The sequence below is a fragment of the Candidatus Acidiferrales bacterium genome (assembly GCA_035934015.1).
GTDB lineage: Bacteria > Acidobacteriota > Terriglobia > Acidiferrales > UBA7541 > DAHUXN01.
The window spans coordinates 72216-89309 of the sequence record DASYYH010000008.1 but is presented as its reverse complement, the minus strand read 5'-3'; the positions used below and the strand labels follow the sequence as shown (position 1 = coordinate 89309).

15 protein-coding genes are annotated in these 17094 nt (G+C 58.1%); 12 read left to right on the top strand and 3 right to left on the bottom strand.

Annotated elements, in window-relative coordinates; translation table 11 throughout:
• Positions 1-152: 152 nt before the first annotated feature.
• The gene (lpxC, locus tag VGR81_04650) at positions 153-1061 is read left to right on the top strand and encodes a UDP-3-O-acyl-N-acetylglucosamine deacetylase (protein HEV2288224.1); all 909 of its coding nucleotides are present in this window, start codon (positions 153-155) and stop codon (positions 1059-1061) included.
• On the opposite strand, the gene VGR81_04645 is transcribed toward lpxC, so the two are convergent.
• Positions 952-1569: a hypothetical protein gene (locus tag VGR81_04645; protein HEV2288223.1), complete on the bottom strand. Its 618-nt coding sequence runs from the start codon at positions 1567-1569 to the stop codon at positions 952-954. The two genes, lpxC and VGR81_04645, sit on opposite strands and share 110 nt — an antisense overlap.
• Before the next feature lie 61 nt (positions 1570-1630).
• On the opposite strand from VGR81_04645, the gene VGR81_04640 reads away from it, so the two are divergent.
• From VGR81_04640 to tyrS, 11 genes are all read left to right on the top strand, one after another.
• Positions 1631-1888, top strand: coding sequence for a hypothetical protein (locus tag VGR81_04640; protein ID HEV2288222.1), 258 nt, complete (start codon positions 1631-1633; stop codon positions 1886-1888).
• Positions 1889-1966: 78 nt separating this feature from the next.
• Positions 1967-3436: a bifunctional UDP-N-acetylglucosamine diphosphorylase/glucosamine-1-phosphate N-acetyltransferase GlmU gene (gene glmU / locus VGR81_04635; GenBank protein HEV2288221.1), complete on the top strand. Its 1470-nt coding sequence runs from the start codon at positions 1967-1969 to the stop codon at positions 3434-3436.
• A 177-nt stretch (positions 3437-3613) separates the two neighbouring features.
• A complete protein-coding gene (gene purQ / locus VGR81_04630; protein ID HEV2288220.1) occupies positions 3614-4360 on the top strand; it encodes a phosphoribosylformylglycinamidine synthase subunit PurQ in 747 nt (248 codons plus the stop codon).
• A gap of 27 nt (positions 4361-4387) precedes the next feature.
• Positions 4388-5803: a M20/M25/M40 family metallo-hydrolase gene (locus tag VGR81_04625; protein ID HEV2288219.1), complete on the top strand. Its 1416-nt coding sequence runs from the start codon at positions 4388-4390 to the stop codon at positions 5801-5803.
• A 9-nt stretch (positions 5804-5812) separates the two neighbouring features.
• Positions 5813-8101 carry a phosphoribosylformylglycinamidine synthase subunit PurL gene (gene purL / locus VGR81_04620; GenBank protein HEV2288218.1) on the top strand — a complete coding sequence of 763 codons (2289 nt, stop codon included), beginning with the start codon at positions 5813-5815 and terminating at the stop codon, positions 8099-8101.
• Between the two features lie 13 nt (positions 8102-8114).
• Complete coding sequence (gene purF / locus VGR81_04615) at positions 8115-9539, top strand: amidophosphoribosyltransferase (GenBank protein HEV2288217.1); 1425 nt, start codon at positions 8115-8117, stop codon at positions 9537-9539.
• On the top strand, positions 9529-10317 hold the full coding sequence (gene lepB / locus VGR81_04610) for a signal peptidase I (GenBank protein ID HEV2288216.1): 789 nt from the start codon (positions 9529-9531) through the stop codon (positions 10315-10317). The genes purF and lepB (VGR81_04610) overlap by 11 nt, the downstream gene beginning before the upstream one ends.
• Before the next feature lie 17 nt (positions 10318-10334).
• Positions 10335-11054, top strand: coding sequence for a signal peptidase I (gene lepB, locus VGR81_04605; protein HEV2288215.1), 720 nt, complete (start codon positions 10335-10337; stop codon positions 11052-11054).
• Positions 11055-11086: 32 nt separating this feature from the next.
• Positions 11087-12136, top strand: coding sequence for a phosphoribosylformylglycinamidine cyclo-ligase (gene purM / locus VGR81_04600; protein ID HEV2288214.1), 1050 nt, complete (start codon positions 11087-11089; stop codon positions 12134-12136).
• 80 nt (positions 12137-12216) lie between these two features.
• Positions 12217-12852 (top strand): phosphoribosylglycinamide formyltransferase, encoded by a 636-nt coding sequence (gene purN / locus VGR81_04595; GenBank protein ID HEV2288213.1) that lies wholly within the window; start codon positions 12217-12219, stop codon positions 12850-12852.
• Entirely contained in the window at positions 12845-14077 is a 1233-nt protein-coding gene (tyrS, locus tag VGR81_04590; protein HEV2288212.1) for a tyrosine--tRNA ligase, read from the top strand. Before purN ends, tyrS begins: the two co-directional genes overlap by 8 nt.
• 101 nt (positions 14078-14178) lie before the next feature.
• Here the strand turns inward: tyrS and VGR81_04585 are convergent, their stop codons facing one another.
• Positions 14179-16209, bottom strand: a complete 2031-nt coding sequence (locus tag VGR81_04585; GenBank protein HEV2288211.1) for a TolC family protein — start codon at positions 16207-16209, stop codon at positions 14179-14181.
• A 292-nt stretch (positions 16210-16501) separates the two neighbouring features.
• Entirely contained in the window at positions 16502-16951 is a 450-nt protein-coding gene (locus VGR81_04580) for an SRPBCC family protein (protein HEV2288210.1), read from the bottom strand.
• Between the last annotated feature and the right edge of the window lie 143 nt (positions 16952-17094).

The window sequence follows — 17094 nt, the reverse complement described above, 5'->3', positions numbered from 1 at the left end:
CCAATTCGAGTGACAGCTCGGCCCCGTCCAGTGTTGCATTAATACAACAATCTCGCTTTCAACGTTGCGGCTCTCTCTTTAATCTGTTGAATAAAAGGTGCTTAACTGCTCGGCGTCCGGCCATTCGAATGCTTCTATAGTTGTGGTTCGTTATGCCAAATCAACTGACGATTCTCCGGCCAGTGGAAGCGCAAGGCGTGGGTCTGCACACGGCCGTGCGCTCGCATATCCGGCTTGTTCCCGCGCCAGCGGATACCGGGATCGTCTTCCGGCGCGTAGATTTGGATAATTTCGAAATCGAGGCGCATGCGCGGAACGTAGCGCGCGTGAGCTACGCGACGAGCTTGATGAAGAATGGCGTGCTGCTCTCCACGACGGAGCATTTGCTGGCGGCGCTTTACTCCTGTGGAATTGACAATGTTTACGTGGAAATTGATGCGCTGGAGTTGCCGATTCTGGATGGCTCGGCGCAACCGTTTCTGGAGATGCTGGAGAAGGCAGGCGTACGCCAATTGCGCCGGCAGCGGCGATACCTGAAAGTCGTGAAGCCGCTGGAAATTTCAGAGGGCGACCGGCAGATCGGGATTTATCCGGCCGATGAATTTCGCGTGCGATGTTTTATCGATTTTCCGCATCCGCTGATTCGCCATCAAGAAACCGAGATCGCCGTGGGACGGGAGACGTTCACCGAACAACTTGGCGCCGCGCGGACTTTCACGTTCACGGCAGAGATCGATAAATTGCGCGCGATGGGTTTGATTCGGGGTGGGTCGCTCGAAAATGCGATCGTGCTTACGGAAGACGGGCTGCTCGAAGGCGCCTTGCGCTTCCCCGACGAATTCAGCCGGCATAAGGCGCTCGATCTAATCGGGGATCTTGCGCTCGTCGGGCGACCGCTGCGGGCGCTGGTTGTCGCGCATAAAGCGGGACACGCGCTGCATACGCGGCTGGTCACACAGCTTCTGGCTGATCCCTCGCTGTGGGTGGAAACGACGGAAATCGAACAGAACGAAGTTGCGGCGCACGCCGTTTCGAGCATCCTGCCTGTCCACGCCGATTAGCCGCAAAAAAACTCCGAATATTTTGAGCTACTGAAGGGGGGGGGCTGTTTTCGTCTGCCGGAGCACCTTCCTGATAGCGGATGATGCCGCTTTGATCGACGAAAAAATGTCGCACTCCTGTTGTGCCAGGTGCGACGGGATCGGCGTAGGCATGAAACGCATCGAGCGTGCCATCGTTGCGAGTGCTGGTCGCTTTATAAGTGAAGACGTAGCCGGACTTGGATCCGAGCGCGAGATTCACATCGATCAAACCGGCGTGCTCGGCGCTGGACGCTGCGCCATCATTTGCTGGGCCCAAAGCAGCGAGGCTTGGCGGGAAACCATGCCCATAGGTTTGATTGTAGTTCACGGATTCCAGATAGATCACTCGCAGAGAGCCAACAGCCGACGCTTCGTTCGCAGCCATCTTCGCGCGCAACAGGTTGGGAATCGCAATCGCGGCGATGATAAGGATGATGGGAATAAACACGACACTGACGTAGCCGAGAATCAAACCGGCCAAGGCCATTCCCTCTCCCTGAAGCCTGCCAGCGCTCCTGCGAATCTCGGCGTGAGCGACGTGTCCCAAAATGATGGCCGGTATGCCGGTCAAGATGCTGAAAAAGAAGCTGCAAATGCCGAGAATCATGCTGGCGAGGGCTTTGCCGCTTGTTGGTGCGCTGGCCAGAGGAGGAGGAAAAACATTCGCCGCTGATGTGGAAGCCACTGCCGAGGCGTCGGCGCCACAGACGCTGCAAAAGCGACTTGAATCCTCCAGGCTTGATCCACACTTTGGGCAGAGTTTCATGGCGGCCTCCAGGATTTCCCAGTCGCAGACACCTTTCTGATAGACCTTTCCGCGCTGGAAAACAAGTGATTCGTGCGCAATTGCCAAATGGAAGCAGGAAAGGGACAATAAATAAGCCATGACGGCAAACGACTTGAATTTCGTGATCCTGGCGGCGGGCAAAGGCACGCGGCTGAAGTCCGAACTGGCGAAAGTGCTGCATCGCGCCGGGGGACGGACGCTGGTCGAGCACGTGGTGCGCGCGTGCAAACCGATCTCGGAGAACGTGCTGGTTGTCGTCGGGCACCAAGGCGAAGCTGTGCGCGCCGCGGTCACACATCTGGGCGCGACGACCGTTTTGCAGCGACCGCAAAATGGAACGGGGCACGCGATGCTGATTGCGCGGCAGGCGCTGACGCCAAAAGCTGCCTTCGCCGTGGCGCTTCCGGGCGATGCACCTTTGATTCGTACCGCGACGCTGCAAGCTCTGATCGATGCACACCGAGGCGGCCGCGCAGCGGTGACGATTCTCACAGCGCAACTCGACGACCCGAGCGGCTATGGCCGCGTGGTGCGAAATCCCGATGGCAGCGTTGTTGCCATCGTGGAAGACAAAGCGGCCAGCGAGAGCGAGCGGGAAATTCGCGAGATCAATTCGAGCATCTATTGCTTCACGCTCGAAAAGCTATGGCCGTGCCTCGCGGAATTGCGGCCGGAAAACGCACACCGCGAGCTGTATCTCACCGACACCATTGCGATGCTGAAAGAAAAAGGCGAGCGCGTGTTGGCGATGGAGGCGGCGGATTCGAAAGAAGTCCTCGGCTGCAACACGCGCGCCGAGCTGGCGGAAATCGACCGGGCGTTTCGCGCGCGCAAAACTGCGGAACTGATGGATGCGGGCGTGACGATTTATTTGCCGGAGACGGCGCTGATTGACGTGGAAGTCGAGGTGGGCAGGGACACGGTGATCGAGCCGGGCGTGCAGTTGCTGGGCAAGACGCGGATTGCCTCGGGCGTGACGATACAGACGGGGAGCGTCATCTTGGATTCCGATGTGGACGAAAACGCAATGATTCGCCAGCACTCGATCATCGAGCAGAGCCGAATCGGCGCGCGCACGATCGTGGGGCCATTCGCACATCTTCGCGAACGGGCGGAATTGCAGGAGGGCGCGCGCGTGGGGAACTTCGTAGAAGTGAAGAAGAGCGTGCTGGGCGAAGGCGTCAAGGCGATGCATTTGAGCTATCTGGGGGATGCGAGCATCGGACGAGAGACGAACGTGGGAGCGGGAACGATCACCTGCAATTACGATGGTGCGAAGAAGAACCCGACGCGCATCGGCGAACGTGTTTTTGTCGGCAGCAACTCGGCGCTTGTGGCGCCCATCACGATCGGCGACGGCGCGTACATTGCCGCTGGATCTACGGTGACGGAGAACGTGCCCGCCGACGCGCTGGCGATCGCCCGGGGACGGCAGGTCAACAAACCCGGATGGGCTGCGGAACGCCGGAAGAAAATGGCAGATTCCAACTCGAATCCGACGGCGACTTCTGCCTCTTCTCGAAAAAGTGCGAAGCGATCGAAGAAAGCGGCACGCAAGAGGAAGTAAATTCGAGCAATGGGCCAGTTTGAATTTTGCCTTCCTGCGTCACGATTCAGAAAATTCAAACGGACTCGCTATTTAAATTCTCTCCTGTGAGCCCACGCGGCTCGTCAATTAGCTCAGATTTCGAGTCTGAGCAGTACCCGCCCGATGTGTTAGAATCGGTGTGGGAGAATCCAAACGATGAAATTCGGCGTCGTAGTGTTTCCGGGCTCGAATTGCGACGAGGACGCGTGTCACGCCGCTGGCGCTGTGCTCGGGCAACACGTTGAATATCTCTGGCACGCCTCCGAGGATATCTCCGGCTGTGATGCGATCATTCTCCCGGGGGGCTTTGCGTACGGCGATTATCTTCGCACCGGGGCGATTGCGCGTTTTTCTCCGATGATGCGCGCAGTGGAGCGGTTTGCGCGCGGCGGCGGGCTCGTGGCCGGATTCTGCAATGGATTTCAAGTTCTGCTCGAGGCCGGCATGCTTCCTGGAGCGATGCTACGCAATCGCGATCTGCGCTACATCTGCCGGCATGTTTACATCCGAGTTGAAAACACGGATTCGCCCTTCACCTGCGCCGCGCGGAAAGGGCAAGTGCTGAAGATTCCGATTGCGCACGGCGAAGGAAATTACTTCTGCGATGCGGAAACGCTCAAGGAACTGGAACGCAACGGACGAATTCTTTTCCGCTATACGACCGAGGACGGGCGACTGGACGATACGGCAAATCCGAACGGCTCGCTCGATGCCATCGCAGGAATCTGCAACCGCGAGCGCAACGTGATGGGCATGATGCCGCACCCCGAGCGCGCAGTGGAGGCGGCGCTGGGGTCGGCGGATGGGCTTGTTATTTTCCGCTCCATGGTCGAAGCGATGACTAACAGGCTTGCGCATTCCGCCAAGAGCGGAGCCGAGGTCAAGGACTCGGTGCCGGCCTAGCGTCGTGCATTCCTCAGGAGGACATTTATGAGACGCCAGAACTCTTTGTGCTCGATTCTTGTCCCGGTCGCGCTCTTGGCGATTTCACCAGCGACGCGAGCGCAGTCCGCCGCATCTCCCGACTGGCAGGCGCTGCAGCGCGAGGCTGTCGAAAAACTTTCCGATTATATCCGCGTGAACACGACGAACCCGCCAGGGAATGAAGTCCGCGCCACAGATTGGTTTGCGAAAATTTTCAAAGCGGAGGGAATACCCTACGAAATCGCGGAATCGGCGCCAGGGCGCGGAAACATCGTTGCGCGACTGAAAGGAAGCGGCACGGAGTCAGCGCTTATCCTCGTCAACCACATGGATGTCGTGCCGGTGAGCCGGTCACACTGGACCGTGGATCCGTTTGCGGGAATTGTACGCGATGGGTATCTGTGGGGCCGTGGGTCGATTGATATGAAGTCGCTGGGCATCGTCGAGCTGCTGACATTTCTTGAATTGAAGCGGCTGAATGTGCCGCTGCGCCGCGACGTGATTTTCCTTGGCACCGCGGACGAAGAAGCAGGCGGCGTGTATGGCGCGGGGTGGGTGGTGAAGAATCGTCCGGAATGGATCAAAGGCGCCGGCTTCATGCTTACCGAAGGCGCAGGCTCGCTGGCCGATGATTCGGGAAAGGCGATTTACTTTGGCGTTGGACCGACGGAAAAGACGCCAGCGTGGCTGCGGCTGATCGCCACGGGACGTTCGGGGCATGCGTCCATCCCGATTCCCGATTCGGCGCCGAACCATCTGATTGCTGCGCTCGACAAGCTCCGGCAGTACAGACCGCCCCTTGAATTGACGCCGCCGGTAGAGGCCATGCTGCGGAGCCATGCGCCTTACGAGCAGGAACCGTGGCGCACGCGACTCGCGGACCCGAAGAAATTCCTGGCTGAGCCTGACGCATATGATTTGCTCGAAAAGCGGCCCGATATCCTGGCGCGGCTCACGAACACGATTTCGATCACGAGCCTGCAGGGTTCGAACAAGACGAACATCATTCCGTCGGAGGCACGCGCGGAACTGGATTGCCGTCTTTTGCCGGGATGGACGATTGACCGCTGGGTTACGCAGATTCGCAGCATCATCAACGATCCGACAATTCGGATCGAAGTGATTTTGAATTTCCCGCCGGCGACATCGTCGACGGACACGCCGTTTTTTGCCTCGATTGAAAAAGCGGTGCACGAACTCGATCCGGGTGCGGGCGTGGTGCAGACTGTGGATGCGGGTTTTACGGACTCGCATTATTTTCGTGACAAAGGAATCGTGAGCTACGGCTTCGAGCCTTTCGCGCTGATGGATGCCGATGATGAGCGCGTTCATGGCGACAACGAACGCATTCCGGTGAAAAGCTATACGGACGGCGTACATCTTCTCTGGAATATTGTTTACGACTTCGCGAGTGCAAAATAGGACTGCGGGATGATCGAGACGGAAACGAAAATTACGGCAGAAGTGGCTGCTGAGCATGGCCTGACGGCGGAAGAGTTTGCGCGCGTACAGAAAATCCTGGGGCGCGATCCCTCGTTCACGGAACTGGGCATCTTCAGCGTGATGTGGAGCGAGCATTGCTCGTACAAATCGAGCAAAGTTCATTTGAAGCGGCTGCCGACGACAGGCTCGCGCGTTGTGCAGGGGCCGGGCGAAAACGCGGGAGTCGTGGATATCGGCGACGGGCTTTGCGCCGTTTTCAAAATCGAATCGCACAATCATCCGAGCTTCGTTGAACCGTTTCAAGGAGCGGCGACAGGCGTGGGCGGGATTCTGCGCGATATTTTTACGATGGGCGCGCGGCCGATCGCGGTGCTCGATTCGCTGCGATTTGGACCGCTGACCGCGGCCGGGAGCGTGTCCGCAGCGGAAGCGGCGAGGAACCGGCGGATTTTCGATGGCGTGGTGAGCGGCATCGGATCCTACGGGAACTGTTTTGGCGTGCCGACGGTGGGCGGCGAAGTGGAATTCGAACCGTGTTACTCGAGCAATCCGCTGGTGAATGCACTGGCGCTGGGGATTGCGCACCGCGACGAGCTTTTCTTCGCGCGGGCGCGCGGCGCGGGCAATCCGGTGATTTATGTCGGCGCGAAAACGGGACGCGATGGAATTCATGGCGCTTCGCTGCTGGCGTCGGCAGAATTCAGCGAGGAATCGCGGCAGAAGCGGCCCAATGTGCAGGTGGGCGATCCTTTCTTGGAAAAATTACTGCTGGAAGCATGCCTCGAAGTGATGCGCACGGGAGCGGTGGTGGCCATTCAGGACATGGGCGCGGCAGGATTGACGAGCTCATCCTGCGAGATGGCTTCGCGCGGAGGGATGGGGATCGAAATTGAGCTTTCGTGCGTGCCGCAGCGCGAGTCGGGCATGACTCCTTATGAAATCATGCTCAGCGAATCGCAGGAGCGCATGCTGCTGGTGGCGCAGCGCGGGCGCGAAGCCGAAGTGTTCGAAGTTTTCAACAAGTGGGGACTCGATGCGGTGGAAATCGGGCGCGTGACGGATGATGGCAAATTGCGCGTGCTGGAAAACGGACGCGTTGCGGCGGAAATTCCCGCGCATGCGCTCGCAGAGGAAGGACCGGTTTATCGCCGGCCGATGGCTCCGTTTCAGGTACCGGAATCGTCCGCACCGTTAGTTGAATTCGCCGCCGCGGGCACGGACCTAAACGAAAATTTTCGCAAGCTGCTGACCTCCCCCGCGATCGCCTCGAAGCGCTGGATTATCGACCAGTACGATCACATGGTGCGCACGAACACGCGCGTCTTTCCTGGCGCAGGAGATGCAGCGGTACTTCGCTTGAAAGGATCAAAGCGCGGACTGGCGCTCGCGACCGACGGAAACGGACGCTGGTGCCAGCTTTCGCCGCGGACCGGCGCAATGCACGCGGTGGCCGAGGCGGCGCGGAATGTCGCCTGCTCCGGCGCGCGGCCCGCGGCCGCGACGAATTGCCTGAATTTTGGGAATCCCGAAAAACCGGAAATTATGAGCCAGTTCAGCGAAGCGATTGACGGAATCGCGGAGGCTTGCCGCGCGCTCGACGTGCCAATCACAGGCGGGAACGTCAGCTTCTACAACGAGACGCTGGGCCGGGGAATTTATCCGACGCCGGTGCTGGGCGTGCTGGGGATACTGGAAGACGCGGATTGCGCGCTGGGGATCGGTTTCCAAAGCGAGGGAGATGCGATTCTCTTGCTGCAAGGCGGGACGGCGAAGCGCGGAGAGGGCGAATCGCGGCGGGAGTTTTCGTCTTCTGAATATGCCAAGGCGATTTATGGGGTCGTGGCGGGCGCGCCGCCGCAGATTGATCTCACCGCAGAAAAAAGACTGATTGATTGTCTGGTCGCGCTTGCGGTGGAGCACGCCATCGAGTCGGCGCACGACGTGAGCGACGGAGGACTGGCCGTGACGCTTGCGGAGTGTTGCTTTGCGGGCCGCGATAATCTGTCGGCCGACGTGGCGATCCAAGACGGCGATGCGGCAGAGTTTGCGCTCTTTGAAGAGTCGGGCGCGCGGGCTGTTGTCTCCGTGAGAGCAGAGTTGCTTGCCCGCGTCATGGACATTGCGGCACAATACAAGGTGGAAGCACAGCCCATCGGCAAAGTCACACGCGGCGAGTTCCGCATCCGAGTGAATGGCCAGCCGCAAATCCGGGGGGCGATGGACTCACTTCGGCAAGTCTGGACCGGCGCTCTCGAGCGCGCGCTTCACGGAAATTGAGTCTGAACAAAAAATGAACTCCCTTATCCAAATCGGCCGAAGTCTCAGCGACGATCACTTCCATGACGAGTGCGGGATTTTTGCGATTTTCGGCGAGGAAGAGGCGGCGAAACTGACGTATCTGGGACTCTATGCGCTGCAGCATCGCGGACAGGAGTCCGCGGGCATCGCAGCGACCGATGGCGTGCAATTTCACGTCGAGCGAGGGATGGGGCTGGTGCAGGATGTTTTCGCGCCGGAGGTGCTAGCGCGCCTGCCGGGAACAGCGGCGATCGGGCACACGCGCTATTCGACAGCCGGCGACACGACACTGACGAATGCGCAGCCACTGTCGAGCGAGTGCAACAAAGGGAAGCTGGCGCTGGCGCACAATGGCAATTTGACGAATGCGCTCGAACTGCGGCGTACGCTCGAGCATAAGGGTTCGATTTTTCAGACTACGAGCGATACCGAAGTCATCCTGCATCTGATCGCGCGGAGCAAAGCGGGAAATTTGCCGGGTGCGATTGCCGATGCATTTGGGCAGGTGGAGGGGGCGTATTCGCTTTTGATTCTGACGCGCGATGAGGTTTTCGCGGTGCGCGATCCGCGAGGGTTCCGGCCGCTGGCGCTCGGGCGCCGGGGTGATTGCTGGACCGTGGCATCGGAAACGTGCGCGTTCGATTTGATCGGCGCGGAATATGTGCGCGATGTCGAGCCGGGTGAACTGCTGCGAATTTCGCGGAGCGGAATCGAATCCATCCGCTTCGCGCCGGAAAAATTACACCAACATTGCATTTTCGAGCATGTCTATTTTGCGCGGCCCGACAGCCTGGTTTTTGGCCGGCCTGTGAATCCGACACGCGAGCGACTGGGACGATTGCTGGCGCGCGAGCATCCGGCGATTGCGGACATGGTCGTGCCCGTTCCGGATTCTGGCGTGCCTGCGGCGATTGGCTACGCCGCGGAGTCCGGGATTCCTTTTCGCATGGGATTGATCCGCAATCATTACATCGGGCGAACGTTCATCGAGCCGGAACAAGAGATTCGTGATTTTGGCGTGCGGCTGAAGCTGAATCCTGTGCGCAGGCTGCTCGAAGGTCAGCGCGTGGTGCTGATTGACGATTCGATCGTGCGCGGAACGACGAGCCGGAAGATTGTGCGCATGATGCGCGAGGCCGGCGTGGCCGAAGTTCACATGCGGATCAGCTGCCCGCCCACGGTCTCACCTTGCCATTACGGTATTGACACTCCGACACGCGACGAGCTGATCGGCTCGCACAATTCCGTCGAGCAGATCCGCGAATTCATCGGCGCGGATTCGCTCGGCTATCTTTCACTCGAGAGCCTGCGCGCCGCCGTGGAAGATACCGACGGGAAATTTTGTACTTCCTGTTACACGGGCGTTTATCCGACCGAGGGAGTGCAACTGGAAGTGGAGGCGCACCGTGGCTGCTGAAAAACGCGCATCCGAAAACACGGAAACGCAGAGACCACAGCGAACGACGATGCAGAAAGTGCTGCGCGAGGTTCTTTCGTGGGTGTGGCTGCTTCTGGCGCTGTTTGTCGTCGAAGGCGCGGTGGCGCAGAGCCGGTTGATTCCAAGCGGCTCGATGGAAAACACGATATTGGTAGGCGACCACATCGTGGTCAGCCCGTTCGGATACTCGCTTTGCGTTCCATATACGGAATTGCACGTACCACTGTGGCGCAACCCCAAGCGGCAGCAAATTATCATCCTTCAATCTCCGGTGAACGGCACGGAGGACTTGATCAAGCGCGTCATCGGCATTCCTGGAGATCGGATTCAGATCGAGCATGGGCTTGTTTATGTGAACGGGAAGAAATTGAAAGAGCCGTACGTCTTGCGCGATCCATCCGACAGCGACGGCGCTCTAGAGAATTTCCCGCCAACAGGAGATCCGTTATTTCAAAACGGCCTGACGCCACAATGGGCCGCCACGATGCACAAATATGTGGTGAATGGCCAGATCGTGGTGCCTTCGGGGGATTATTTCGTGATGGGCGACAATCGCGGGGATTCCTACGACAGCCGATTCTGGGGATTCGTGCCGCGAAGAAATATTATCGCCGAACCGCTGTTTATTTTTATGTCCATCAACGCTTCCGAAGATGCCTGGCAGCCGGGCCATGTGGGAGAGCGTATCGACGCGTATCTGAATATTTTTCTGCATCCGAGCGAAGTTCGCTGGGGACGCTTGTTCCACACGCTGTAGAAAGTTCGGAGGTGTGATTGGGAGCGGATAAATCCAAACGCAGGAAGACCAAACCGCAAACAAGTCCTTCTTCGCAGACAACCCACGACAAAATCCGTCGTGAGATCATTTCCTGGGTCTGGGTGATTCTTGCGTTTCTATTCATCGAAGCATTCGTGATTCAAGCGCGCGTGATTCCGAGCGCGTCGATGGAAAATACGATTTTGATCGGCGATCATCTTATCGTCAGCCTTCTTGGATACGATGCGGGAATTCCGTTTACGGAGCATCACATCGCACTATGGCGCAAGCCGAAGCGACAGCAGATCATCGTCTTTGAAGCGCCTCCGCAAGCCGCTGCCGGAGAGGATTTCATCAAGCGAGTCATCGGGCTGCCGGGCGATACGGTGGAAGTGCGGCGGGGGGCAGTCTACGTGAACGGGCAGAAACTGAACGAGCCATATCTGAATCCGCGGCCAAACCCGGACGCGCCTGCGGAGAACATGGGGCCGTTCCACGTGCCGGCGAACGAATATTTCGTGATGGGCGATAATCGCGATGATTCCAATGACAGCCGATTCTGGGGCTACGTGCCGCGCGCGAATATCATTGGGACGCCACTCTTCATTTACATGTCCATCAGAGCCCCAGAAGAAGTCTGGGAACCGGGGCACATCGGCGAACGGCTGGGAACCTATTTGCGCATCCTCATTCATCCCGGAGAGATGCGCTGGAAGCGATTGTTCCATACATTTTGAGGCCATCCTCTGCAGAGAGCAGGGCGAAATCCATGCGCTACGCCGACGCCGGAGTTGACATTTCCCGCGCCGAAGAGGCCAAACAACGCATCCGGCATCTGGCTGGCCGGACATTCAATCGCGCGGTTCTTGCGCCCATTGGCGGCTTCGGAGCGCTTTACCACCTGGATCCGAAGCGCTGGCGAAATCCGGTGCTTGTGGCCAGCGCGGATGGCGTGGGGACAAAACTCAAAATCGCGGCGGCAGCCGGAGTGCATTCCACTGTTGGGGCGGACATCGTCAATCACTGCGTGAACGACATCCTGACGCAGGGCGCTCAGCCTCTCTTTTTCCTGGATTATCTGGCGATGGCGCGTGTCGAGCCGAGCGTCGTCGAGCAAATCCTCGATGGGATGAGCCGGGCGGCACGGCAGGCCGGCTGCGCACTGATCGGCGGAGAAACCGCGGAGATGCCGGGAATGTATGCACCCGGCGAATACGATCTCGCCGGCTTCATCGTCGGCGTGGTCGAACGCGGGCACGAGGCTGATTCGCGGCGCGTGAAGCCGGGCGACGTGCTCATAGCGCTGCCCTCGAGCGGGCTGCATACCAACGGCTATTCGCTCGCGCGCAAGCTTGTCTTCGAAGAGGCGCGTCTGAAACCCGATGCTTACGTGGCCGCCATCAGCAACAAAATCGGAGCGGAGCTTTTGAAGCCGCACCGCTGCTACTGGCCGATGCTGAAAAATGTCGTCGGCCGTGGGTGGCTTTCCGGCATGGCGCACATCACCGGCGGGGGAATTCCGGGCAATCTGCCGCGCGTGCTGCCGCGAAATGTTCACGCCGTCATCGAACTCGGCTCCTGGCCGGTGCTGCCGATTTTTCGCTACCTGGCGCAACTGGGAAAGATCGAGACGGACGAGCTATTGCGCACGTTCAATCTGGGCATCGGCATGATTCTTGTCGTGCCGCCGAAAAATCTCAGGAAGATTGAGGCGGAACTGAAGCGGCGGCGCGAGCGATTCTATTGCATCGGCCATGTTGAATCCTCGCCGGCCGGGAAATCGCAAGTCAGCTTTACGGGCACGCTGCCGGTCAGCTGATCTTTGCTGCATGGCGAGAAACGAGCTTGTTTGCAGAGTCGTTTTGCCCCCTGAAAAAATTGTGCTAACGTCACTCGATTATGAGGAAGCGCATTGGCGTGCTGCTCTCCGGCCGCGGATCCAATTTTGAGGCGCTCGCGGAAAGCGTTTCGAGCGGCCACATCCCAAACGCAGAAATCGCTGTGGTCATCAGCCATCGGGACGGCGCGCCGGGCATAGAACGGGCGCGGGCGCGAGGCATTGACGCCAGAGTGATTCCTTCGAAGGGGCTCGAGCGCGACGCTTACGACCGTCAGGTCGTCGCCGTGATGCGCGAAAAAAAAGTGGATTTGGTTTGCCTCGCGGGGTACATGCGCTTACTGTCGCCATATTTTGTAAACGAATATCACGGCCGCATCGTGAATATTCATCCGTCGCTCTTGCCCGCGTTTCCGGGGCTCGAGGCGCAGCGGCAGGCGCTTGAACACGGCGTGAAATTCACGGGCTGCACAGTGCATTTCGTTGATGAAACTCTCGACGCCGGGCCGATACTTTTGCAGGCCGCCGTTCCCGTGCGCGACGATGATACGGCCGAAACGCTTTCCGAGCGTATTCTCGCCGAGGAACATCGGATTTATTCCGAAGCTGTGCGCATCGTGTTGGAAGGACGCTATCGAATCGAGGGCCGCCGCGTGATTATTCTGAATGCGGCGGACGCAGCGAAAAGGCATGTCTGAACGAAGTCACAAATCGGTTGACGAACAGCTCGCCTACCTGCGAAAAGGCGCGGCGGAAATTGTTCCTGAAGCCGGGCTGCGTGAAAAGCTAGAGCAATCGACGAAGACGGGAAAGCCGCTGCGCGTTTACCTTGGCGTCGATCCCACCGCGCCCGATATTCATCTCGGCCACACCGTAGTGCTGCGCAAGCTCAAACATTTTCAAGACATGGGGCACACGGCCATTTTTCTGATCGGCGATTTTTCTGCGATGATCGGAGACCCGACGGGGCAATCGGAAACGCGCCCGCCGCTTTCGCGCGAGCAAGTTGATGCGCACGCCAAAACGTATCTTGCGCAGGTTTACAAGATTCTCGGCCGGGAAAAGACAGAGGTTCGCTACAACAGCGAATGGCTTTCGAAAATGTCAAGTTACGACGTAGTGCGGCTGTGCGGCCATTACCGGCTGGCGCGCATGCTCGAGCGCGAGGATTTTCGGTCACGCCTCGAAAACAATCAGCCCATTTCCGTCCACGAGCTGCTCTATCCGCTGCTGACGGCTTACGACGCCGTGGCGCTCAAATCCGACGTCGAACTGGGCGCCACGGAGCAGAAATTCAACATCCTCGTGCACCGCGACATCCAGCGCGAATATGGTTTGGCGCCGCAGATCGTGCTGACCATGCCGATTCTTGTGGGCCTCGATGGCGTGAAAAAAATGTCAAAGAGCCTGAACAATTACGTCGGTATCACGGAATCGCCGCAGGAGATGTTTGGCAAGTTGATGTCCATTTCCGATGAACTGATGTGGTCTTACTACGAGTTGCTGACGGACCTGGAGGAACGCGTGATTGTGCGGCTGAAGGAAGAAGTTCGTACCGGCGTGCTGCATCCCATGGACGCGAAAATGCAGCTCGCGCAGATGATCATCGCCAATTTTCACGGCGAAGAAGCGGCGCGCGGCGCAAAAGAGGAATTTCAGCGCGTTTTCCGAGAGCGGCAAGCGCCTGAAGAAGTGCCTGTGAAAAAAATGGCTCGCAGCGGGCCAACCCGAGTGTCGGTACTTATCTTCACATCCGATCTCGCGCCGTCGCGCGCTGAAGCTGAACGGCTCATCAAACAAGGCGGCGTGGAGATCGACGGGCAGCGCGTCGACGACGTAAGGAAAGAAGTGGATTTCTCAAAGCCCTGCACGTTTCTCCTGCGAGCCGGAAAAAAGAAATTCCTGCGCGTCATCGTCGAGTAGCTCACAAGCTCCAGGACGCCGCCAAGACAATATTCCGGAGAACGCGCCCTTATCCCCTCGTGAACCCTGGCGGAATTGATTTCTTGCGCGCCAGACGAAGTCTATTGGTGTGCGGCGGCATTGAAGATGTCTCGGTCCGCGAGGCGCCCATCGAGCGTGCCAGGGATCATGGGAGCATTGGCGTCCAAATCGACGCCGCGATCGCGATTGCCTGCGATGGTGATGTTGTTCGAGGTCAAGGTGCGGCCCATCGCTTGATTGAATTGGGCGAGGGCGATTTCATAGTTCGCCTTGACGTTCGATTCATTCAACTTTGCGGCGTTCAGCAACGTAGCATACTGAACGACCAGAAAAGTGTCGGCAGTGCCCAAATTGAACTTATCCATGGTGTAATCGTAGGCCTGTTGCGCGAGATGCGTCGCTTTCACTGCTGCATCAACTTCGGAAGCGTACAGCTTCACTGCGGTAAGAGCTTCATTGACACTGGCGAAAATCGTGCTTTTCTGGCGCTGATCGGCGACCTGATCCTGGCGTTGCACCAAGTGCTGCTCGGCGTTCGTAGCTTGAGCTGAGCGGTTGCGCAGCGGAAGATTGAGGCTCAGGCTGCCGGCATAAGTCGGAGAAAGGTTGTGAAAAATCTGGGAGTAAGCAGAGCTAATCCCTCCTGGAATCGCGGGACCGATGACGCCATTGGGAGTTCCCAGAAAAGTCGGAAGGCCGCCGGAAAGCACGGGATTTCCATTCTGGTCGACGATCGGCTCCGAGGTGATGGGTGAAAATGTTCCGTTGGGAGTGAATGCGCCGGCTGCATTGCCGCTCAAGCCCAGGCTGATGTATTCGCCAGAGAGAGTGAGAGTCGGCAGCAGTGAATTCTTCGTAGCGCGGACATTGTATTCGTCGTTCTGCAAAGTGAGCTTGTCGACCTTCAACTCCGGCCGGTCGGCTGAAGCCTCTTTTTCCGCATCATCCAAAGAGATGTCGGGAGCCTGGGGCGTATCTTCGGGCACCGATGTGGGAACAAGCTCGAGTCCTTTGAGACGAGGATCCGAGGGATCCTTGGTGATGAGCTGGAGAAGGATCTCCTCCTGCACATGTTCATTGACCTGCGCGCCGAGCAGAGCCTGGTTGCTCGCAGCAATCGCCGATTGTGCCGTGACGACATCGCTGGGCGACATGCTGCCAATATTGAGCAGATGCATGTCATCTTCATAAAGCTTTTGATAAGCCGCGACAGCTTGTTGGTCGACATTCACGCTCTGCCTGTTAAGAACGAGGATCCAATACTGTGTCTCGATTTGCGTGATGGAATTGATGATCTGCTCCTCGAATTGGAGCTCGCCAATTTTATTAGTGTTCTTGGATTCGAGAATAAAGCGAATGTGAGGAAGAAAACCGAATCCGTTCAGCAAGGGCTGCGAAACCTCAACCCCAATGCTCGATGTGAGGGCAGGATTGAAAAAATTTGCCGAAGGCGAGCTCGAGGTTCTGTCGTTGTTGAGCTGGATGTTGAACGTGGTCCCGCTGTGCAGCTCTTGAGTGTAACTCAGGTTAAATTGCGTATCGTGCGTAGCCTGCGTGATCGCTCCACCACTGGTGCCCACTCCGCTGGAAAGTGGATTGTTCACGGACTGCGAGTTGTCGCTGATGCTGGTGTTCTCTGTGATTACAGGATCGAAGCTGCCACCCGTGCCCGAGCCGATCACGACGGAACCGAGCGGCGTACCGCCACCTTCCGCGTTAAGCACGTTGGTTTGGTCGATCCAGGGGGTGTATTCGGAGACGGCGATATCCAAGTTGTTTTGCATGGCCAGAGATATGGCGTCCTGGAGGCTGATTTCGAGCTTGCCGTCATGGATCAGATCGTAGATGGTGGGAGCGTTTGTCAGGACGGGCGGGGCCACGGTTATGCTTGTGTAGGGGGCAAAGATATTCGGGAACGAACGCTTGGCCCTGGAATAGTCACGCACGCCAAAGAGACTTGTATACGCCGTGGACGTATACTGAGGCGTGGTTGCGCTCGCCGGAGAAGCGCTTTGTTGCGGCGCGGCTGTCTGGGCAAACGCCGGAACGCCAGTTGCCAGCGTAGCAGTGAGATAGAGGGCAAGAACGATTCGAATCAGCCTTCCGGTCATGGTCATTTCCCCTTTTTTCCAATGGTTTGAAGCATGACTGTATGTATCTCAGAACGATCAATCAGGCAGCCGAGACAGACAATACTTCATCTGGATGGGTGCAAGACGGCAGCCAATCGTATGTGATTGTAATTAAAGGCTTAAGCGGCAATGAACGGCCGGCAAATGTCCGTTAACGGACACAAATAATCCAAGAGCGAACACGTGTTGCGGCTCGGCATGTTTACTCTTGGCCCGGCTACAGGAAATCACATAGCGGGGCCCCTTTTTCAGGCAGAACGTCTTTGCGCTTTCAGGCGTGCTCAACCAAGCACTTGAGGCGCGCGAGCTCGGCGCGGTCGCGCCGCGCGACGGCATGGCGTGTCAGAAGCCAATCGAGGAATTTGAGGATGCGCCCGGGCATTTCGTAACTATCGCGCATGAGGACGCAGGAGCCCGCCGCGGTGGCATCAATTTCCCAGCGCTGCATACCGCGAACGCCATAAGCATCCTGGAACTGCCATTCGAGGACGCGGCCACGCTCGAATTCCGTGACTACCGCGGTATGCGTGACTTCGCGCTTGCCGAGCCGACCTATTAGACGAACCTTGAGGCCACTGCAGAACTCGATTGCACCGCCTTGCACTTCGAATTGCAAATCCATCTCGCGGCCGTACCAGGCGCCCATACGATGCGGGACGAAAAACGCACCGACAATTCTCGCCGGCGCCAAAATTTCTTGCGTGAAAGTCAAATCCGCCATGGGAGGCGATATCTTACCGGACGTGGAGGCGAGAACCAATCTCGGAACACGGCTCGATTGATTGCCGCGAGCGGCGCGCCCGCAAATGCGAACCGCGGTACATGCATTTTGTTCCGCGCTGAGGTACAAAAGAAGGGAGGGAG